Annotated in this window: 20 protein-coding genes; 10 read left to right on the top strand and 10 right to left on the bottom strand. The window is 60.3% G+C overall.

Features of this window, described 5'->3' with window-relative positions; translation table 11 throughout:
• The first annotated feature begins 62 nt into the window (after positions 1-62).
• Entirely contained in the window at positions 63-332 is a 270-nt protein-coding gene (locus tag CO666_RS04405; protein ID WP_097610909.1) for a ribbon-helix-helix domain-containing protein, read from the top strand.
• The gene (locus CO666_RS04400; protein WP_097610908.1) at positions 329-643 is read left to right on the top strand and encodes a type II toxin-antitoxin system RelE/ParE family toxin; all 315 of its coding nucleotides are present in this window, start codon (positions 329-331) and stop codon (positions 641-643) included. Before CO666_RS04405 ends, CO666_RS04400 begins: the two co-directional genes overlap by 4 nt.
• A gap of 39 nt (positions 644-682) precedes the next feature.
• On the opposite strand, the gene CO666_RS04395 is transcribed toward CO666_RS04400, so the two are convergent.
• A complete protein-coding gene (locus CO666_RS04395; protein ID WP_097610907.1) occupies positions 683-913 on the bottom strand; it encodes a CopG family ribbon-helix-helix protein in 231 nt (76 codons plus the stop codon).
• 162 nt (positions 914-1,075) lie between these two features.
• Between CO666_RS04395 and CO666_RS04390 the strand changes: the two genes are divergently transcribed.
• Entirely contained in the window at positions 1,076-2,989 is a 1,914-nt protein-coding gene (locus CO666_RS04390; RefSeq protein ID WP_097610906.1) for an ABC transporter ATP-binding protein, read from the top strand.
• Here the strand turns inward: CO666_RS04390 and CO666_RS04385 are convergent.
• A complete protein-coding gene (locus CO666_RS04385; RefSeq protein WP_097610905.1) occupies positions 2,945-3,877 on the bottom strand; it encodes an endonuclease/exonuclease/phosphatase family protein in 933 nt (310 codons plus the stop codon). The genes CO666_RS04390 and CO666_RS04385 overlap by 45 nt on opposite strands.
• Before the next feature lie 285 nt (positions 3,878-4,162).
• Between CO666_RS04385 and petA the strand changes: the two genes are divergently transcribed.
• From petA to CO666_RS04365, 4 genes are all read left to right on the top strand, one after another.
• Positions 4,163-4,741 (top strand): ubiquinol-cytochrome c reductase iron-sulfur subunit, encoded by a 579-nt coding sequence (petA, locus tag CO666_RS04380; protein ID WP_085737937.1) that lies wholly within the window; start codon positions 4,163-4,165, stop codon positions 4,739-4,741.
• Between the two features lie 14 nt (positions 4,742-4,755).
• Positions 4,756-6,036, top strand: a complete 1,281-nt coding sequence (locus CO666_RS04375) for a cytochrome b (protein WP_085737936.1) — start codon at positions 4,756-4,758, stop codon at positions 6,034-6,036.
• A gap of 25 nt (positions 6,037-6,061) precedes the next feature.
• Positions 6,062-6,949 carry a cytochrome c1 gene (locus tag CO666_RS04370; protein WP_097610904.1) on the top strand — a complete coding sequence of 296 codons (888 nt, stop codon included), beginning with the start codon at positions 6,062-6,064 and terminating at the stop codon, positions 6,947-6,949.
• A gap of 116 nt (positions 6,950-7,065) precedes the next feature.
• On the top strand, positions 7,066-7,608 hold the full coding sequence (locus CO666_RS04365) for an adenine phosphoribosyltransferase (RefSeq protein ID WP_097610903.1): 543 nt from the start codon (positions 7,066-7,068) through the stop codon (positions 7,606-7,608).
• Between the two features lie 19 nt (positions 7,609-7,627).
• On the opposite strand, the gene CO666_RS04360 is transcribed toward CO666_RS04365, so the two are convergent.
• Positions 7,628-8,095: a MaoC family dehydratase gene (locus CO666_RS04360; protein WP_097610902.1), complete on the bottom strand. Its 468-nt coding sequence runs from the start codon at positions 8,093-8,095 to the stop codon at positions 7,628-7,630.
• A complete protein-coding gene (locus tag CO666_RS04355; RefSeq protein WP_097610901.1) occupies positions 8,092-8,580 on the bottom strand; it encodes a MaoC family dehydratase in 489 nt (162 codons plus the stop codon). Before CO666_RS04355 ends, CO666_RS04360 begins: the two co-directional genes overlap by 4 nt.
• 189 nt (positions 8,581-8,769) lie before the next feature.
• On the opposite strand from CO666_RS04355, the gene CO666_RS04350 reads away from it, so the two are divergent.
• Positions 8,770-9,840, top strand: a complete 1,071-nt coding sequence (locus CO666_RS04350; protein ID WP_097610900.1) for a hypothetical protein — start codon at positions 8,770-8,772, stop codon at positions 9,838-9,840.
• An 18-nt stretch (positions 9,841-9,858) separates the two neighbouring features.
• Here the strand turns inward: CO666_RS04350 and ychF are convergent, their stop codons facing one another.
• Positions 9,859-10,962 carry a redox-regulated ATPase YchF gene (gene ychF, locus CO666_RS04345; protein WP_097611033.1) on the bottom strand — a complete coding sequence of 368 codons (1,104 nt, stop codon included), beginning with the start codon at positions 10,960-10,962 and terminating at the stop codon, positions 9,859-9,861.
• A gap of 202 nt (positions 10,963-11,164) precedes the next feature.
• Between ychF and clpS the strand changes: the two genes are divergently transcribed.
• A complete protein-coding gene (gene clpS / locus CO666_RS04340; RefSeq protein ID WP_097611032.1) occupies positions 11,165-11,476 on the top strand; it encodes an ATP-dependent Clp protease adapter ClpS in 312 nt (103 codons plus the stop codon).
• A 27-nt stretch (positions 11,477-11,503) separates the two neighbouring features.
• On the opposite strand, the gene CO666_RS04335 is transcribed toward clpS, so the two are convergent.
• From CO666_RS04335 to CO666_RS04315, 5 genes are all read right to left on the bottom strand, one after another.
• Positions 11,504-11,968, bottom strand: a complete 465-nt coding sequence (locus CO666_RS04335; protein ID WP_097610899.1) for a GNAT family N-acetyltransferase — start codon at positions 11,966-11,968, stop codon at positions 11,504-11,506.
• A gap of 4 nt (positions 11,969-11,972) precedes the next feature.
• The gene (gene pth, locus CO666_RS04330) at positions 11,973-12,692 is read right to left on the bottom strand and encodes an aminoacyl-tRNA hydrolase (RefSeq protein ID WP_097610898.1); all 720 of its coding nucleotides are present in this window, start codon (positions 12,690-12,692) and stop codon (positions 11,973-11,975) included.
• Positions 12,693-12,779: 87 nt separating this feature from the next.
• The gene (locus CO666_RS04325) at positions 12,780-13,493 is read right to left on the bottom strand and encodes a substrate-binding periplasmic protein (RefSeq protein WP_097610897.1); all 714 of its coding nucleotides are present in this window, start codon (positions 13,491-13,493) and stop codon (positions 12,780-12,782) included.
• A gap of 26 nt (positions 13,494-13,519) precedes the next feature.
• Entirely contained in the window at positions 13,520-15,871 is a 2,352-nt protein-coding gene (locus CO666_RS04320; RefSeq protein ID WP_097610896.1) for an EAL domain-containing protein, read from the bottom strand.
• 185 nt (positions 15,872-16,056) lie between these two features.
• Entirely contained in the window at positions 16,057-16,662 is a 606-nt protein-coding gene (locus CO666_RS04315) for a 50S ribosomal protein L25/general stress protein Ctc (protein WP_097610895.1), read from the bottom strand.
• 414 nt (positions 16,663-17,076) lie between these two features.
• Here CO666_RS04315 and CO666_RS04310 point away from each other — a divergent pair, with 414 nt between their 5' ends.
• A complete protein-coding gene (locus tag CO666_RS04310) occupies positions 17,077-18,651 on the top strand; it encodes a hypothetical protein (RefSeq protein ID WP_097610894.1) in 1,575 nt (524 codons plus the stop codon).
• The last annotated feature ends 185 nt before the right edge of the window (positions 18,652-18,836 follow it).

The following is an 18,836-nucleotide window of genomic DNA, read 5'->3' as shown; positions in this document are numbered from 1 at the left end:
TTAATTGTTGAGAACAGTTAAGAAGCCAGTTACACTTCCTCATCTCAACAAGGATATCGCCTATGGCGACCGTGACGATCTCGCTGCCGGATAGCCTCAAGGCCTTTGTCGAAAGTCAGATGGCCAGCAAGGGCTATGGCAATGTCAGCGAATATTTCCGTGGCCTCATTCGTGACGCACAGGTGCGTGAAAATGAGGCGCGGCTCGAGGCTTTACTGCTTGAGGGCTTGGCGTCGGGCGATGCGGTGGAGGCAACGCCCGCGTTCTGGAACGATCTGAGAAAAGAAGCAGCCGAGTTGCTGGCCACGCGGGGCAAAAAGAAGTCGCTGTGAGGCTTACAGTCAAGCCGGCAGCCCGGGTCGATATTCTATCGCAGTTTGCCTATCTCTCGGAGCAGGGCGGAGAGGAACTCGGTCTGCGGTTCCTGAGCGCGACCGAGCAGTCCTTCACACGCCTTCTCGGCTATCCTCACTCAGGTACACCGAAAACATTCGACAATTCAAATTTGACCGGCGTTCGATCGTGGCCCGTTTCAGGTTTCGAGGATATTCGCGCTTATTATCTCATCGAGAGTGACGTCGTTATGATCTTGCGCGTCCTGCACGGCCGCCGGGACGTTATCGGCATTCTTGGCAAGGATTGATGGCCGTCGGGACCATGCCTTTCGTTACCGCTTACCTGTTCAAAGGCTATCGGCCCAGTCGATCACCCGGTCATGTTCGACGAGAACGATGGTGTTGGCGGCTGCGATCGTGCGCAGCGCCACGATGCGGCGGCGCTCTTCCTGGTCGAGCCAGGCGGCAAGGGCCTCGGTGACGATCTCGTCGCGCGGCAACGCCAGGTCGATGGCCAGGGCGTCGAGCCTCGCTGCAAGCGGAAGCGGAATATGCGCATCGAGCATTTTCGTTTCCATGAAACTTATCTCCGGTGAAGCGCCCATCGTAGTGTCAGATTGTGACCGGTTCGGGGGCAATCAATAGCGATGCCGCCGATGTTATCGATCATTACAAAAATATAAGGTTTGTCGGCATTTCATTCTCTTTGCCGGTCCTCCTAATCCGCCTATATCGCTTCCATGATCTTAAGCCCCATCCTACGCCTGTTCGAGACCTGGATCGATCCGTTTCGTCCGCGCGCCAATCTTCAGCCTCCGCGCTCGACGCTCGGATTCATCTGGTTCTATATCGGCCAGGCGAAGATGCCCTTCATCGCCATGCTCGTTCTCGGCGGCATGTCGGCGGCGATCGAGGCGGCGCTCTTCTGGTTCGTCGGGCGGCTGGTCGATATCCTCGGCAGCATCACGCCCGGCACCGGCTGGAGCGGTCTTCTCGCAGCCCATGGCGGCGAGCTGTTCGGCATGCTCGCTCTCATCGGGATCGTGCGCTTCGTCGTCGCCTTCCTGATCGCGCTTGTGGACCAGCAGGTGATCACGCCTGGTTTTTACAATTTAGCACGTTGGCAATCCTATCTCCATGTCTCCCGGCAGTCTTTGTCGTTCTTCCAGAGCGATTTCTCAGGACGCATCGTCACCAAGGTCTGGTCGGCAGGGCAGGCGACCGGCGATCTCGTGACTTCGCTGATGGAAAGCGTCTGGTTCGTCGGCATTTATGCCGTCACGACGCTCGCGCTCGTCGCCCGTCTGGACTTTTCCCTTGCCGCCGTCGTGCTGTTCTGGCTCGGTGCCTTCGGCCTGCTTGCCCGCCATTTCGTTCCGCGCATCCGCCATCATTCGCGCGAAACGGCGGAAGCGGCATCGATGCTGAACGGCCGGATGGTCGATTCCTACAGCAACATGCAGACGCTGAAGCTGTTTGCACGTGACGAGGAGAGCGACCGTTATATGCGGCAAGGCTTCGACATCTATCAGGATACGGTGCTGCGCTTCACCCGGTTCATCACCGGGGTGAGGGCCTCCATGGCGCTGCTTTCCGGCCTGATGATCGTGACGATGACGGGCTTAAGCGTCGATCTGTGGCTGCGCGGCCTGGTCAGTTCCGGTGCGGTGGCCTTCTCGCTGGCGCTGGTGCTCAGGCTGAATTTCCTGCTCGGACGGATGATGACGCAGTTCAACGGCATCATGCGCAATCTCGGCACCATTCAGAATGCCGCCGAGCTGATCTCCCAGCCGCTGGGGCTCGTCGATCGCGCCGATGCGAAGAGCCTGGTGATCCGCCAGCCAGGTATTCGTTTCGACAATATTTCCTTCCGCTACGGCAAGGATCACCGGCCGGTCGTCGAAAATTTCTCGCTCACCATCCGCCCGGGCGAAAAGGTCGGGATCGTCGGCCGTTCCGGTGCGGGAAAATCGACGCTGATGAATCTCTTGCTGCGACTCTACGATATTCAGGACGGCCGCATCCTCGTCGACGGCCAGGATATATCGGCCGTGACGCAGGAAACTCTCAGGATGCAGATCGGCGTCGTCAGCCAGGACACGTCGCTGCTGCATCGTTCGGTGCGCGACAATATCCTGTTCGGACGCCCGGATGCCGGCGAGGAGCGGCTGGTCGAGGCAGCCAGGCGCGCCGAAGCCATCGATTTTATCGAGCGCCTGCAGGATCAGCAGGGCCGCAAAGGTTTCGATGCGCATGTCGGCGAACGCGGCGTCAAACTGTCGGGCGGCCAGCGCCAGCGCATCGCCATTGCCCGGGTCATGCTGAAGGATGCGCCGATCCTCGTTCTCGATGAGGCGACGTCGGCGCTCGATTCGGAAGTGGAAGAAGCGATCCAGTCCAATCTTCATCGGATCATGGAGGGCAAGACCGTGCTTGCCATCGCTCACCGGCTGTCGACGATTGCCGCACTCGACCGGCTGATCGTCGTCGATCTCGGCCGGATCATCGAGGAGGGCAGCCACGACGAACTGCTTCGCCGCGGTGGGCTCTATGCCGAGCTCTGGGCGCGTCAGTCCGGCGGTTTCCTGCCGGCGGATGACGATCAGGGCTCAGGGATCGACGACGAATTCCGCCATCAGGCCAAAATGATTTGAACCGAAACTGTCCTGGATGCGCCGGACCGATTTCAGCCGCAGCGGCGCTTTGCTGAAGACGTGATCGATCGGAATGCCGAAGGCGCCTGCCGCGATCGGCCATGTCGCCGGCTCCAGCGATACCGTGCCCAGGCCCTGACCGCGCATGAGCCACTGCACGTCGGGCGCCAGTATCGACGTATTGAAATCACCGGCAAGGACGAGCGGCCCCGGCAAGGAGGGAATGATCTCCGCGAGATCCCAGATCTCCAGGCCGTGGAATTCGTCATAATAGGGTTTGGTGAGGTGCGCGGCGAGGAAGTTGACCTTCTGACCATCGAAATCGATGGTCGATATCGTCAGCCGGTTGCGCCAGAGCAGGCCGAGGTTGCGGATGCGGGGTTCGATGAGCGGGCGCTTCGACAGCACCAGCGTATCGCATTCCTGCATGCCGACACCGCAGCCGATGTAATAGGGATAGGTCTTCAATAGCCGCGGCAGTTCCGACAAAACCGGTTCGGCCTCCAGGATGTTGACGACATCCGCGCCGGAGGCGATGGCCATGTCGGCGATTGCGGCGCCGTTGGCGAAATTGTCGTTCTCGATATTGAAAGACATCAGCTTGAAGAGGGCCGGGCGGTTCTCTTCGACAGCAGGCTCGGCGAATTCGCGCATCATGATGACGCCGTGGACGGCAAGGACCACGGATAGGCCAAGTGTCAGCAACCCATACCAGTGCCGCTTGACGAGAAGGGCTGCGATAGACGCCGCCGCTGCGGCCACCGCCAGATGGACCTGGAAGCTGTAAAAGAAGGAAAGCAGATAAAAATCTCTGACGTAGCGCAGCGAGACAATGGCGAGGACGAGGGTTGTGAGAACGCTGAATACGCAAAAAATCGTGTCTCTCATCCGCTCCGGTCCGGCTCGCTGGCGTAGGTACCATCGCGCCTATCACGGCGGTCCTTTTGTTGCAATGCAGCATAATGGCAAGCTCGTGTTTGCCCTAAAAAAATCATCGGAAATTCCCGCGACATTGTGCCCTCGTCCCCTTGCCAAGGCTGGACATAATTTGCGATCAAGCTTAGAACGCGCCGGATTGCCGGGGAATCTATGGCCGAATTGTGTCCAGATCGATTCGCCGGCAGAGGGGGCAGGGCGGAATTCCGCAATAATTGCGCAGAGGATGGTTAGGCCGTGAGCGAACACGTAACGACAAGCGAGGCTTCGACAGAGCCTACTCGCCGTGATTTCCTTTATCTCACCACTGGTATGGCGGGCGCTGTCGGCGCCGTTTCGGTTGCCTGGCCGTTCATCGACCAGATGCGCCCGGATGCATCGACACTGGCACTCGCCTCTATCGAAGTCGATGTTGCGAGCCTCGAGCCCGGCATGTCGTTGACGGTCAAGTGGCGCGGCAAGCCGATCTTCATCCGCAATCGTACGCCTGAGGAAGTGAAGGCTGCCGCCGATGTTCCGCTGGCGGATCTCAAGGATCCGATCGCCCGCAATGCGAACCTTCCGCCGGAAGCTCAGGCAACCGGTGTCGACCGTTCCGGCGGCAAGGACAAGGAAAACTGGATCGTCATGATCGGCACCTGCACCCATCTCGGCTGCGTTCCGCTCGGTCAGGCCGGCGAATACAATGGTTGGTTCTGTCCCTGCCATGGCTCGGTCTACGATACGGCCGGCCGCATCCGTAAGGGTCCTGCGCCGCAGAACCTGGCGATTCCGACCTTTTCATTTATATCCGATACCAAAATCAAGATCGGTTGAGGGGAGACTGATTAATGAGTGGCCATTCCAGCTACGAGCCGTCAACCGGCCTTGAGAAATGGGTCGATGCGCGCCTGCCTTTGCCGCGCATGGTCTATGACAGCTTTATTGCTTATCCGGTTCCCAGAAACCTGAATTATGCCTATACCTTCGGCGCCATGCTCGCCGTCATGCTGATCGTGCAGATCCTGACGGGCGTCACGCTCGCCATGCATTATGCCGCCGACACGACGCTGGCTTTCAACTCCGTTGAAAAGATCATGCGCGACGTCAATCACGGCTGGCTGCTGCGCTACATGCACGCCAACGGCGCCTCGTTCTTCTTCGTCGCCGTCTACCTGCACATCGCTCGCGGCCTCTATTACGGTTCCTACAAGGCGCCGCGCGAAATCCTCTGGATCCTCGGCGTCGTCATCTACCTGCTGATGATGGCGACCGGCTTCATGGGCTATGTTCTGCCCTGGGGGCAGATGTCCTTCTGGGGCGCGACGGTCATCACCGGCTTCTTTTCGGCCTTCCCGCTGGTCGGCGAATGGATCCAGCAGTTCCTGCTCGGCGGCTTTGCCGTCGATCAGCCGACGCTGAACCGCTTCTTCTCGCTGCACTACCTGCTGCCCTTCATGATCGCCGGCGTCGTCGTCCTGCATATCTGGGCGCTGCACGTGACAGGCCAGACCAACCCGACAGGCGTCGAGGTCAAGACGAAGACCGATACGGTGCGCTTCACGCCCTATGCGACGATGAAGGATGCGCTCGGCGTCTCGATCTTCCTGCTGGTCTATGCCTATTTCGTCTTCTACCTGCCGAACTTCCTCGGCCATGCCGACAACTACATTCCGGCCGACCCGTTGAAGACGCCCGCCCACATCGTTCCGGAATGGTACTTCCTGCCGTTCTACGCGATGCTGCGTTCGATCACCTTCAATGTCGGCCCGATCGATTCCAAGCTCGGCGGCGTGCTGGTGATGTTCGGCGCGATCATCGTGCTGTTCTTCCTGCCCTGGCTCGACACCTCCAAGGTTCGCTCGGCCGTCTACCGTCCCTGGTACAAGCTGTTCTACTGGCTGTTCGTGATCAATGCGATCATCCTCGGCTGGCTCGGCTCGCAGCCGGCGGAAGGCTTGTTTACGACAATCTCGCAGATCTGCACGCTGCTCTACTTCGCTTTCTTCCTGGTCGCGATGCCAGTTCTCGGCCTGGTGGAAACGCCGCGCCGCATCCCGAACTCGATCACCGAAGCGGTGCTCGAAAAGCGCAACAAGACAGCAGCCGCCGGTGCGGCGGCCAATGCGTAAGCGAGCGACGGAAGGAAACGGAAATATGAAAACGCTTGTTGCAAGCATTCTGCCGCTCGCCGTCGCGGCTCTTCTCGGCAGCGCCGCCCTCGCTGAGGAAGCGGCGCCCGCGAACGGAGCAGCACCCGCCGCCCATCACGAGGAAGGCGCGACGCCGCACTATCCGCTGAAGGAGCCGAAGGAGGAAGAGTGGACTTTTGCCGGTCCGTTCGGTCATTACGACAAGGCTCAGCTTCAGCGCGGCCTCAAGGTCTACACCGAAGTCTGTTCCGCCTGCCATTCGATGAACCTGGTGCCGTTCCGCATGCTTGGCGAGCTCGGTTATTCCGAGGCGCAGGTGAAGGCTTTCGCCGCAAACTACGAGGTCCAGGACGGGCCGAATGCGGCCGGCGAGATGTTTACCCGCAAGGCGGTTCCTTCCGACCACTTCCCGGCGCCTTTCGCCAATGCCGAGGCCGCCGCCGCTTCCAACAATGGTGCGGTTCCGCCGGACTTTTCGCTGATCGCCAAGGCCCGCGAAGTCGAGCGCGGCTTCCCGCGGTTTGTCGGCGACATCTTCACGCAATATCAGGAAAACGGCCCGGATTACATCCACGCGCTGCTGACCGGTTATGAAGAGCCGCCGGCCGGGTTCCAGGTGCCGCAGGGGGGGCATTATAACCCGTATTTCCATGCCGCTGCCGTTCTCGCCATGCCGAAGCCGCTCTCCGACGGCCAGGTGACCTATGACGACGGCGCACCGGCGACCGTCGACCAGTATTCGAGAGATGTCTCCGCCTTCCTGATGTGGGCCGCCGAGCCGCATCTCGAGGAGCGCAAGCGCACCGGCTTCATGGTCATGATCTTCCTGGCGATCTTTACGCTGCTGATCTATCTGACGAAGCGCTCGGTCTACGCCAACAAGGAACACTGAGCGTTCTCCTTGCCTGAATTCGAAAGGCGGCTTGCGAGCCGCCTTTTTTGTTGGTTCCACCCTCGGCAATTGATAGGGTGCGGCCAGTTTCATGCGCTCGCAACTACGGACTTTCCATGAACAATATGATTTCGGAGCTTGCAGCCAGCATCCGCTCCATCCCCGACTATCCCAAGCCAGGCATCATCTTCCGCGACATCACCACGCTGCTCGGCAACCCGCGGGCTTTCCGGCGGGCGGTCGACGAACTCGTGCAGCCCTATGCCGGCACGAAGATCGACAAGATCGCCGGCATGGAGGCCCGCGGTTTCATCCTCGGCGGTGCGGTGGCGCATCAGCTTTCCTCCGGCTTCGTGCCGATCCGCAAGAAGGGCAAGCTGCCGCATGATACCGTGCGCATCGCCTATAGCCTGGAATATGGCGTCGACGAAATGGAGATGCACCGCGATGCGGTTCAGCCCGGCGAGAAGGTGATCCTGGTCGACGACCTGATCGCCACCGGCGGCACGGCCGTGGGTGCGACGAAACTGCTGCGCCAGATCGGCGCGGAGGTGGTCGGCGCCTGCTTCGTCATCGACCTGCCGGATCTCGGCGGCCGCAGGAAGCTGGAAGAACTCGGCGTCAACGTGCACACGCTGGTCGAATTCTCCGGCCACTGAGCAGGAGCAGACGCCCGCGTCAGTCGAATTCCAGCACGCCGCTTTCGAAGCGCATGACGGGATCGCCGTTCTGATTGACGCCTTCGCAGAGGATGGTGTTGAGGTGCCAGCCCGGTCGCGATGCGAGCGGCCGGCTGGCGAGGAGGGCGACGGAATAGGTCACGACGTCGCCCGGGAAGATCGGCCGCAGCCATTGCAGTTTCTGGAAGCCCGGCGAGGGGCCGAGGTTCGGCGCCGTCAGACCCTTTTGCGCAAGCGCTGCGCCCTGACTTCTCCAAAAGGCGAGGAAAGTCTGCATCCAGGCGGCGGTGGTGTGCCAGCCCGAGGCGCAAAGGCCGCCGAAGAGAGTATCTTTGGCCGTTTCCTTGTCGATGTGAAAACGCTGCGGATCGTAGCGTCTGGCAAAACGAACGATGTTTTCTTCGGTGAAGGTGTAGCTGCCGATCTCGGCCTTTTCGCCGACGGCGTGAAGTTCGGACATTCTCATGCTAATGCCTCCGGGCTCATGGGAATGCCCGGCGCGGGGCGCATGCGGATCATGACAGAATTCTCCGAGAGACAAACAAGCTCGCCGCGCTGGTTTTCCAGCTCGTGGCGGAACTTGGCGATGCCCATGCCGGGACGCGAGCGCATCGGCCGGGCTTCGAGCACGGTCGAGTGGCCCTGCAGCGTATCGCCTGCCAGCACCGGCTTTCGCCATTCCATGAGATCGATACCCGGCGCACCCTCGCAGAGCGCGTTCAAGATATAGCTGTCGGCCATCATGCGCATCAGCATCGCAGATGTATGCCAGCCGGAGGCGGCAAGCCCTCCGAGGATGCTGGCGCGGCCGGCGGCCTCGTCGACATGCATCGGCTGCGGGTCGAATTCCCGTGCAAACTCGATGATTTCTTCGGCGAGCACCAGCTTCGGGCCGAGGGCGAAACGGCGCCCTGGCTCGAAATCCTCGAAGGCAAGTTTTTCTACCGACATTCGTTCCCCCGCCATATGCACGCCTAGAACAGGATGTTTTAGGCCGGTCGGCTAAGATCTGAATCCTGTTCTACATTAAAGAGTTAGAGCATGATGTCGCCCGAAAACCGCTTACACTTTTCGGCATCATGCTCTAGTGCTTACAATAGCATCCATGCGGGCTCAAACGATTCCGGGAGATAACCGGGCATGACGGAACTAAAGTCGATCCTCGACGAGGCGGTGCGCCGAGAGCTGATTTCGCCGGAAGCGGGTGGGAGCCTTTTGCCCTTCCTCATTGAGCGCGGCGTGGCCGTCGCCGGAGCGCCTGTCATAGCCGCCGAGGAGCAGGTCTGGTCGGATACGGAGACGCCGCGTTTCGTGCGAGGCTTTCACGACGTGCTGATCACCATCGGCGTTATCGTCGCGCTTGTCGGCCTCTGGGGCCTTGCGCCGCTATACGCGGTGCCGCCTGCCATCATCGTGCTTTCGGAAATCCTGGTGCGCCGCCAGCGGCTCGCCTTGCCGGCCGTCAGCTTGACGATCGCGCTGTTCTGCTGGACATTTTTGCTGATGTCCCGCGTTTTCACGCCGTGGACTTCCCAAATCGGGGCAGACCTGACGCAGTTCGTTGCCGGCTTCCCGATCCTTCTCGGCGTCTATTATGCCCGCTATCGCGTGCCCTTGGCGCTGGCGCTCGCCATCATGTCGACGCTTGCCCTGGTGCTCACCCTGCTTTTACGCCTGGTGCAATGGCTGAGCGGCAATCCCGCATTTTTCGTCGACCATCTTGCCCTGCTGGCCGGGATCTCCCTCGTTTGCGCGCTCGGTCTCTTCGCAACGGCGCTCTATTTCGATCTCGGCGACCGGCTGCGCCGGACGACGCGCTCGGATATCGCTTTCTGGCTGCATCTCGGTGCGGCGCCGGCGCTGCTCTACAGCACCGTTTCCCTGCTGTCTCTGGGGGAAGGCGGCCGTATCTTCGAGTTGGGGAACATGTCGGCCCGGACGCCTGTGGTCGTCGCGACGGTGGCGGCGCTGATGCTGATCGGCCTCGTCATCGACCGCCGCGCCTTCGTCACCTCGGGGTTGTTGTCGCTCGGTGTCGCGATCTTCGGCGTCTTCCGGCACGGAAGCGCGACGGTCGACACCTACATCTACACGACGCTGATCGTTGTCGGCGCGATCGTGCTCGTTATCGGAACAGGATGGATGCCGCTACGCCGCCTCGTGCTGCGTGCGTTGCCGGCCGCGATTTCAGAGAGACTGCCGCCCGGTTGAGGCGGCAGTCGATTTCGATCAGGTGTTGAAACGGAAGTGGATGACGTCGCCGTCCTGGACGACGTATTCCTTGCCTTCGTCGCGCGCCTTGCCGGCATCCTTGGCGCCGACTTCGCCGTTGAATTTGATATAGTCGTCATAGGCGATGGTGTTGGCGCGGATGAAGCCGCGCTCGAAATCGGAATGGATGACGCCGGCGGCCTGTGGCGCCTTGGTGCCGCGCTCGATCGTCCAGGCACGCGTTTCCTTCGGACCGACGGTGAAATAGGTGATGAGGTGGAGCAGCTTGTAGCCGGCGCGGATCAGCCGGTCGAGGCCCGCCTCATCGAGGTCGAGGGCGGAAAGAAACTCCTTGGCTTCCTCTTCGGCGAGCTGAGCGACCTCGGCTTCGATCGCCGCCGAGATGATGACGGTTTCGGCACCCTGCTCCTTCGCCATGGCGGCAACGGCGGCGGTGAATTCGTTGCCGGTGGAGGCGTCGCCTTCGGCGACGTTGCAGACATAGAGCACCGGATGCGAGGTCAAGAGGTTGAGGCCCTTGAGGATGGCAATCTCGTCCGGAGCGAGCGTCGACAGCAGGGTGCGCACCGGCTTGCCTTCGTTGAGCAGCTTCAGCGACGCTTCCATGATCGGCAGCATCGCCATGGAATCCTTGTCCTTGCTGGTGGCGCGCTTGCGCGTCTGCTCGGTGCGACGCTCTAAGCTCTCAAGATCGGCGAGCATCAGTTCGGTCTCGATCGTCTCGGCGTCGGCGACGGGATTGATGCGGCCCTCGACATGGGTGATGTCGCTGTCTTCGAAGCAGCGCAGCACATGGACGATGGCATCGACTTCGCGGATATTGGCAAGGAACTGATTGCCCAGGCCTTCACCCTTCGAGGCGCCGCGCACCAGGCCGGCGATGTCGACGAAGGAGATGCGGGTCGGGATCAATTCCTTCGACTTGGCGATGTCGGCAAGCTTGCGCATGCGCGGATCGGGCACGGCGACTTCGCCGGTGTTCGGCTCGATGGTGCAGAAGGGATAGTTCGCCGCCTGTGCCGCCGCCGTCTTGGTGAGCGCGTTGAAGAGGGTCGATTTGCCGACGTTCGGCAGACCGACGATGCCGCATTTGAAGCCCATGGCTTGATCCATATCTATTGGTAACTTTGCCCTGCCTATGCGGGAATGGCCGCCTCGGGTCAAGGGTTCGCGGTATGAATCGAAAAAGCAGGGCTCTCCGCCAAGTGATATTTACGTCATTGAACTGCCGTGCTGACGGTGCAATATAGTCCCAGCGGATGGTTCTTCCGCCTTTTCATGTCATCAACGGGTGGATTTTCCGATGAGTGACAATGACGTTGTCCTGAAACCGAAGACCAAGGTGAAGCCAAAGCTGGAAAGGCCGAAGCTCTACAAGGTCATTCTCGTCAACGACGATTACACGCCGCGCGAATTCGTCATCGTGATCCTGAAGGTCGTCTTCCGCATGAGCGAGGAGACGGGTTACCGGGTGATGATGACCGCGCACAAGCTCGGCTCCTGCGTGGTCGTGGTTTGCGCTAGGGATATTGCCGAAACCAAGGCCAAAGAGGGCATCGATCTCGCCAAGGAGATGGGATTCCCGCTGATGTTCACCACCGAACCCGAGGAATGATAATGCGCAGACAGGTGTGGGCGCGGCTCAGGGCCGGCGGATCTGATAGCCGGTCTTGTCGCTGATGAAGCCGCAATTCTCGTAGAAACGCAGCGTCGCCGGGTTCTTCGAGCCGGTGAGCAGCATCACCTTGTAGCAGCCGGTCTTCCAGGCCTCCGTCACCGCATGGCCGATGACGGCGCCGGCGTAACCGCGCTGGCGGTGGTCGGCGTGGGTGACGACATTCTCGACCAGCGCATAGGACGCGCCGTTCCGCGTCAGGTTCGGCACGACGACCAGGGTGGCGGTGGCAGCGGCGAGGCCGCCGGCAAAGCCGATAAATACAGTCATGCCAGGCTGGGCGAGGATGGCGGAAAAGCGCTCTTCGGCCACGGCTTCGTCGAGAAGCGGATCGGCCGGGTTCAAATGCCGATAGAGGACGGTCAGCCCCGGGAGATCGCCCGATGCGGCGGGGCGGATGGTGAAATCCGGTTCCTGGTCGTGATCCGGCACGGCCTCAGTCCCCTTTGCCGAACATCTTCTTCAGCATCTCGGCCATCGGGCCGGTGGTCGGCAGCTTCGGCTGGTTGTTGTTGCGCGCCTGGCGGATATGCGACTGCCCGGCCGGCTTCTTCTCGCTGTCCTTTCGCGGCTTTTCTTCCTCGGCCTTGCCGCCGAGCGCGAGCGCGATCTTGTTCATCAGCTGCGAATCCTCGTTTCGCACCAGCATGTCGGCATTGTCGGCGAGCGTCTCGAGCAGCGGTTCCAGCCAGACCCGGTCGGCCTTGGCGAAATCGCCGAGTACATGGTTCTGCACCATTTCCTTGACGCCGGGATGGCCGATGCCGAGGCGCAGCCGCCGGTATTCTTTGCCGCAATGGGCATCCAGCGACTTGATGCCGTTGTGGCCGCCATGGCCGCCGCCGGTCTTCAATCGCGCTTTGCCCTGGGGAAGGTCGAGTTCGTCGTAGATCGCGACAAGATCGGTGGGCTGGAGCTTGTAGAAGCGCATCGCCTCGCCGACGGCCTCGCCGGAGAGGTTCATGAAGGTCTGCGGCTTGATCAGCAGCACTTTCTTGCCAGCGAGTTCGCCCTCGGCGATCTCGGCCCTAAACTTCTTCGACCAGGGCGAGAAGCCGTGGCGCCGATGAATGGCATCGACGGCCATGAAGCCGATATTGTGGCGGTTGCCGGCGTATTTGCCGCCGGGATTGCCGAGACCCGCGATGATCAGCATGGTCTGTTTTTCCTTGCTAGAACTTCCCGCCGTTCACCACCTGCAAATGACCGCAAAGTCAAGCGGAAAGGGCAGTCTCCATCGCAATCACTGCGACAGGTTCATGCCGTATTTCAGGAAGATCTGCTTCTGGTCGCCATCGGCGATGAGCTTGTCGAGAGCCGCCTGCATCTTCGCGAGCAGATCGTCCGGAAAGCTCTTCTCGCAGGCAATGCTCATCGGCTGGGCGGAGAGCACGGTCACCATTTCCACCGGCTGGTCGGCCTTGATCTTCTCGAAATAGAGTTCGGAGATCGGCATCATGTCGATGCGCCCACTGAGCAGCTTGCGCAGGGTGGCGTTGAAATCGCTGGCGACATCGAGCTTGGTGAAGCCCTTCTCCTTCAGGATCGTCTCGGTGTAATCCTCGCGCTGCGTGCCGACCGTATATTTCTTCGCCTCTTCCAGATTGCTGGCAGTGACGCCCGAGCCCTTGCGGGTGATCAGGATGTTGCGGTCGATGAGCAGCGGCTCGACCCATTTGAACAACGGGTCACGGGCGCTGTTGTGGGCGGTTACGAAGACACAGGTCATCGGCGCCGTGCGGGCAAGGCCATAGGCGCGCGCCCAGGGCATGATCTCGATCGTGTAGTCGACGCCGATCGCGGCCATTATCTTTTCGACCTGTTCGACGGTCGCGCCCTTGATCTCCTTGCCGTCGCGATAGTTGAAGGGGGCGTAGTCCTCGGTGGTGAAGGTTACCGTTTGCGCATGAGCGGCGCAGGGCAGCGCCAGGCATGCGAGAAACAGGAGCTTTTTCATCACTATCATCTCCTTCGTTCTTTCATTCACGAGGCGCGGGCCACGGCCGATTGCGAGCCCACCAGTTGTTCGATGAGCGTGGTTGCATGCTGTGGGCGATGGAAGAGGTAGCCCTGGCCATAATCAAGCCCCATCTGGTGGAGCGTGCGGCATTCCTCTTCGGTCTCGATGCCCTCGGCGATGACGGTGCAGTTCATCTTGTGCGAGAGCGTGGTAATGCCTTCGATCAGCATGCGGCTCTTCTGGCGCACGTCGTCGTCGCCGTCGTTGATCGCGCGGGTGAAGGACTGATCGATCTTGATGATATCGACCGGGAAGCGGTTGAGATAGCTCAGCGAAGAATAGCCGGTGCCGAAATCGTCCAGCGCGATGCGGCAGCCGAAATGGCGAAGCTCCGTGACAATCATGCGGATTTGCGGGTTGTCGTGCATCAGCACGGCTTCTGTGATCTCGACGACGATGCGTTCAGGGCGGATGCCATGGCGACCGACGATCGCGGCAAGGCGGGCCGGCAGCGCCGGCTCGAACTGCAGCGGCGAGAAGTTGATGGCGAGATAGGTATCCTGCATGCCCGCTATGCAGGAAATCTTTGCGAGATTGGCGATCGCCTTTTCCATGATGACGTTGCCGACGCGGACGATCTTTGCCGTCTCTTCGGCGACGCTGATGATCTCGGCCGGCGGCATCAAGCCCTTCTGCGGATGGTTGAGACGCATCAGCGCTTCGAAACCGGCTATGCCGCGACCGTTCAGATTGACGATCGGCTGCAGGAAGGCCTCGAACCAGTTGTCGACGAGGCCGGCTTCGATATTGGCTTCGATCTCGGCGCGGCTGCGGGCACGGTCGAGCATGGCGTTGTCGAAGAGCTGCGCGCCATTCTTGCCGTCGCGTTTCTTGGCATACATCGCCAGGTCGGATTTCTGCAGCAGTTCGGCCGCGGTTGCGGCATGGTGCGGATAAATGGCGATGCCGACGGAAGCACTCAGATGCATGTCGGGGGCGAACGGCGTTTCGAAGATCGAGGCGATCTGCTCGCACATCATCCTGGCACGTTTTTCGGCGTCCTTGGCCGGCAGCAGGATGGCAAATTCGTCGCCGCCGAGACGGGCCGCCTCATCGGAGGGGGCAAGATAGGTCTTCAGGCGCTCGACGAGTTCGACCAGCGCCATGTCGCCGGCGGCGTGGCCCATATTGTCGTTGATCCACTTGAAGCGATCGAGATCGACGAAAAGGCAGGCAAGCTCCTGGCCGGCCGCGTCGGCGGCGGCGATCTTGTTGTCGAGGACGGCTTCGAAGCCCTGGCGATTGAGAAGCCCGGTCAGGTGATCGGTGATCGCCTGGCGATGATTGCGGTCCTCGGAGGCCTTGAGTTCGGTCACATCGGTCATGACCGATAGCGAGAGGCGGTCGTGAGCGCCGGCTTCCGCCTCCGATTCCATGATGAGGACGTCCATGATGCGGCCATCCAGGCAGACGAACTTGACGGTGACGGTCATGCCGCTTTCGGCCTGGCGGCGCCTGATGAATTTGTCGCGGGTGGCCGGTGTGACGAGATCGGCGAAGTTGCGGCCGATGACGGCGGCGCGGTTATAACCTGTGGCAAGCAGCCAGTAGTCGCTGACGGCGGTGATGCGGTCTTCCTCATCGAGCGAGAAGAGCATGGCGGGCGTCAGATTATAGATGTCGGTGGCGCGGCGGTGGGCGAGCTTCAGCTCTTTTTCTTCGCTTTCGAGCTTCGTCTGCATCTCGTTGAAGCTGCGGGCAAGCCGTCCCATCTCATCGTTCGACTGCCAGTCGACATGATGACGGGAGCCCAACTGGCGGGTGGCCTCGATCGCCGCCGTCAGCCGCATGAGCGGCTGGATGACGAAGAACCGGTTGCCGATCAGCGCGGTGCCGAAAACGGCGAGCACGGCGAAGATGAAGATCGAGATGAAGACGACTTCTTCCTGCTTCAGGCCGGAAAACAGGCCGAGCGCGGGATAATAAACGCTGATGCTGCCGAGGTTCTTCGGGCCGTCGACGGTGTTGTAGATAATGGCGCGCGACACCTGCACGAGCTTGCCGTCGAAGGAGCGCGGAATGGTGGACTGGCTGACGTCGAGTTGACCCGACTGGTCGCGCACTTCGACCTTGACGATGGCGCCCTGGGAAACGACCGTCGCGCTGATCTGCGTGACGCTGTCCTCATCGAGATCCCAGAGCGGCTTTGCCAGCGCCTGGGCATTGGCGACAAGAAGAACGGAAATATGGTCGCGTATTTCCTTGTCGGCCCGTTCGGAGGAAAGAAAAAGGAAGAGAACAAAGAGAGGAGCGACAAAAACAAGCAGCGCTCCGCAAACAATCGCAAAAAATCTGTTCTCAACGGAATTGTTCATGGTTCCGTTTACTCCCCCAGGCCGGCCATATTTGCTGTCGCGCGTACGGGCAGGCTTCATCGCAGCTGACGGGGCATGCTTTCACGAATATATTAAATTTGCTGAAACGGAGGCCTTTGCCGGGCAATGAAAAGCCCGCCTCCCAGAGGGCGGCGGGCCGTATGCTTTACAAATGGTCGAAGCGATCAGGCTTCGGCTTCGCCTTCCGCAGCCTCGTCAACGCCGCCAGCCGGGGCAATGATGGTGGCGATCGTGAAGTCGCGGTCGATGACCGTCGTGACGCCCTTCGGCAGGGTGACTTCCGAAATATGGATGCTGTCGCCGATCTTCTTGCCGTTGAGGTCAACGTTGAAGAATTCCGGGATCGCATCGGCCGGGCAATGGACTTCGACTTCGTGACGAACGATGTTCAGAACGCCGCCGACCTTGATGCCCGGGGACTTCTCTTCATTGATGAAGTGAACGGGGATTTCGACGGTCACCTGGGTGTTGCCGGAGACGCGCAGAAAATCGACGTGCATCGTGAAGTCACGGACCGGATCGAGCTGATAGTCCTTCGGCAGAACCTTGAACTTCTTGCCGTCGACTTCGATCGTCGCCACGGTGGTCATGAAACCACCGGCGTGAATGCGCTTCGTCACCTCATTGGTGTTGAGAGCGATGGCAATGGGGGCCTGCTTGTCACCATAGATGACAGCGGGAATCAAACCGTTGCGGCGAAGTTCACGGGCGGACCCCTTACCAACCCGTTCGCGCGCCTCGGCCTTGAGCTCGTAAGTTTCCTGGCTCATGGCTATTCCTTTCGAGGTTATTTGGAGAGTTCAGCGGCGGGCGAAAGCCCTGTTCCGACGAACCGGAGGCGGGTATAACCCAACCTCATCCGCGTTGCCTCCAAGGGTGTCTACGCGGACCGGTGGCCTATATTATAAGTCGCTCGGAAAGGCAAGTTGCGGATTGCAGCGATTTTTCGCTGATATACCGGCTTTCGCCTGGGCGCTCAATTGCCGAGACGGCAAATCTGCCTGGATCGACTGCTTGCTTCCGCACCTTCCGTTTGGCCAGACGAACCTCGTTGAAATGTTTGCAATCCACGCCCGCTCGCGTGGCAAAATTGCCAGTACCTGCCGCCACTTGGCTTGACATCAGCGCGGTTGCCATCTTTGGATGGCCGCAACCAAAAAAGCGGCTGAGGAGAAAAACAGACTATGCGTCTCAAACTTGTCACGGCAACGAGCATGCTTGCTCTTTGCCTTTTCACCACGGCCGAGAGCGCGGAGATCAACCAGGACGGCGCCAATGCGGTCAAGGAGACTTTGACGAAGCTGCTTCCGGCCGACCTGGCGAAGAGCGGCCTTATATCGGTCAATCCGGCGGGCACGCGCTACGAAGTCATTTACGATCTGGCCAAGCTGCTTGCCAAAGCCGATCCGGCGACGTTCACGATCCAAGGGCTGACACCGTTTTCGATGTTCGCCACGCCGCTCGAGAGCGGGCTGTGGAACATCGAAGGCGACAACAAGTTCAATGTTTCCGGCCACTTCAAAGGCCCGGATCAGAAGCCGACGGATTTCACCTATTCCATCGCTTCGCTTGTCTATAGCGGCGTCTTCGACCCGGCGATCAGCTACCTGCGTTCGGGCACCTTCGCGGCCAAGGATATCAAGATAGCCAGCAAGTCCGAAACCGAGGAGGTTCATGCCACCATCGCCGGCATGGACCAGAAGCTGAGTTCGTCGGACAGTGCAGGCGGCAACGGACGTGTCGATTTTGTCGGCACCGGCTCGATGTCGGGTTTCGTCGAGCAGGTTTCCGGCCTGCAAATGCCGCCTGTTGAAATCCGGGCCGGCTCGATCAATGCAGAGGCCAAGGTGAACGGCCTGCCGGCAAAGCAGATTCGCGAGATGGTCTTCTTCGTGCTCGACCATCTCGACGAGAAGAAATTGAGCCCCGAGAACAGCGACAAGATCAAGGGAACTGTGAAGGAAGCCTTCCCGCTTCTGACCTTGTTCAGCGAGACGATCGGGGTCAATGATCTGACCGTCAGCAGTGAGATGGGCAAGGGCGGCGCTAAGGCATTCGGCTACAACCTCGCCATCGACGGGCCGAGTGACGCCATGCGTTTCGGTTTCGGCATGAACGCGCAGGAGATCAGTCTCGACACGCCGCTGATGCCGGCAACCTACTCGGCCTTCATGCCGACCAGCTTCGATTTCCAGCTTGCTCTTCCGAACCTGGATTTCGCAAGCTTTGGCGACGCCATCATGGCAGCGGATTTCAATGATCCGGCGCCGGAAAAGACCGGCGAGGAGATGTCGAAGAAGCTCTTCCGCGACGGTCGGCTTACCGTCGAGTTTCCGAAGATCAGCGCCAAGTCGCAGGTCTATGATGTCGATATGACGGGCAAGATCGAGGGGCGGGTCGATAGCCAGAAGGACTATTCGATGGAGGCGACGATCCTTGCCCGCGATCTCGACAAGACGATCGCCGCGATTCAGGAGCTCGCCAAGACGGATCCCGATCTCAACCAGATTTCTTTCGGCATCATGATGGTGAAGGGCTTTGCCAAAACCGATGCGGACGGCCGTTCACGCTGGGACATCAGCGTCAGCCGCGATGGTTCCGTGGCGGTCAATGGCCAGCAGATCAAGGGACCGGATGGTCCGGATCAGGGGCTGGAGACAGACCAGGATCAGGAACAAGATCAGGGACTGGAGCCAGATCAGGAGCAGGAGCCGGATCAGGGGCAGGACGCGGTGCCTGCGCAGCCGCAGCAGCCTTGAGTGTTTTCAATCTGGATCAGAAATGAAGAGGCCGGCCTTGTGCCGGCCTTTTTTTGCATCAACGACCGGCGTGACGGCTTAGTCCGGGCTCGTGCCGTCAGGAATGCAGCTGCGCGACAATCAACGGCCAGCATTTCATGCGGCTCGGAGAGCATGCCGGCAATAGCGCGTTCATCTGACGCAGA

This window comes from Rhizobium chutanense (assembly GCF_002531935.1).
GTDB lineage: Bacteria > Pseudomonadota > Alphaproteobacteria > Rhizobiales > Rhizobiaceae > Rhizobium > Rhizobium chutanense.
This window is presented reverse-complemented; position numbering and strand designations above follow the sequence as displayed.

Bases quoted from the DNA above. Each gene is read 5' to 3' on its own strand.
- CO666_RS04325 (WP_097610897.1), bottom strand. From the start codon at position 13,493: ATGAAAAAGCTCCTGTTTCTCGCATGCCTGGCGCTGCCCTGCGCCGCT.
- CO666_RS04405 (WP_097610909.1), top strand. From the start codon at position 63: ATGGCGACCGTGACGATCTCGCTGCCGGATAGCCTCAAGGCCTTTGTC.
- pth (WP_097610898.1), bottom strand. From the start codon at position 12,692: ATGCTGATCATCGCGGGTCTCGGCAATCCCGGCGGCAAATACGCCGGC.
- CO666_RS04390 (WP_097610906.1), top strand. From the start codon at position 1,076: ATGATCTTAAGCCCCATCCTACGCCTGTTCGAGACCTGGATCGATCCG.
- CO666_RS04350 (WP_097610900.1), top strand. From the start codon at position 8,770: ATGACGGAACTAAAGTCGATCCTCGACGAGGCGGTGCGCCGAGAGCTG.
- CO666_RS04315 (WP_097610895.1), bottom strand. From the start codon at position 16,662: ATGAGCCAGGAAACTTACGAGCTCAAGGCCGAGGCGCGCGAACGGGTT.
- CO666_RS04365 (WP_097610903.1), top strand. From the start codon at position 7,066: ATGAACAATATGATTTCGGAGCTTGCAGCCAGCATCCGCTCCATCCCC.
- CO666_RS04320 (WP_097610896.1), bottom strand. From the start codon at position 15,871: ATGAACAATTCCGTTGAGAACAGATTTTTTGCGATTGTTTGCGGAGCG.
- CO666_RS04310 (WP_097610894.1), top strand. From the start codon at position 17,077: ATGCGTCTCAAACTTGTCACGGCAACGAGCATGCTTGCTCTTTGCCTT.
- ychF (WP_097611033.1), bottom strand. From the start codon at position 10,962: ATGGGCTTCAAATGCGGCATCGTCGGTCTGCCGAACGTCGGCAAATCG.
- clpS (WP_097611032.1), top strand. From the start codon at position 11,165: ATGAGTGACAATGACGTTGTCCTGAAACCGAAGACCAAGGTGAAGCCA.
- CO666_RS04375 (WP_085737936.1), top strand. From the start codon at position 4,756: ATGAGTGGCCATTCCAGCTACGAGCCGTCAACCGGCCTTGAGAAATGG.
- CO666_RS04370 (WP_097610904.1), top strand. From the start codon at position 6,062: ATGAAAACGCTTGTTGCAAGCATTCTGCCGCTCGCCGTCGCGGCTCTT.
- CO666_RS04360 (WP_097610902.1), bottom strand. From the start codon at position 8,095: ATGAGAATGTCCGAACTTCACGCCGTCGGCGAAAAGGCCGAGATCGGC.
- CO666_RS04355 (WP_097610901.1), bottom strand. From the start codon at position 8,580: ATGTCGGTAGAAAAACTTGCCTTCGAGGATTTCGAGCCAGGGCGCCGT.
- CO666_RS04395 (WP_097610907.1), bottom strand. From the start codon at position 913: ATGGAAACGAAAATGCTCGATGCGCATATTCCGCTTCCGCTTGCAGCG.
- CO666_RS04385 (WP_097610905.1), bottom strand. From the start codon at position 3,877: ATGAGAGACACGATTTTTTGCGTATTCAGCGTTCTCACAACCCTCGTC.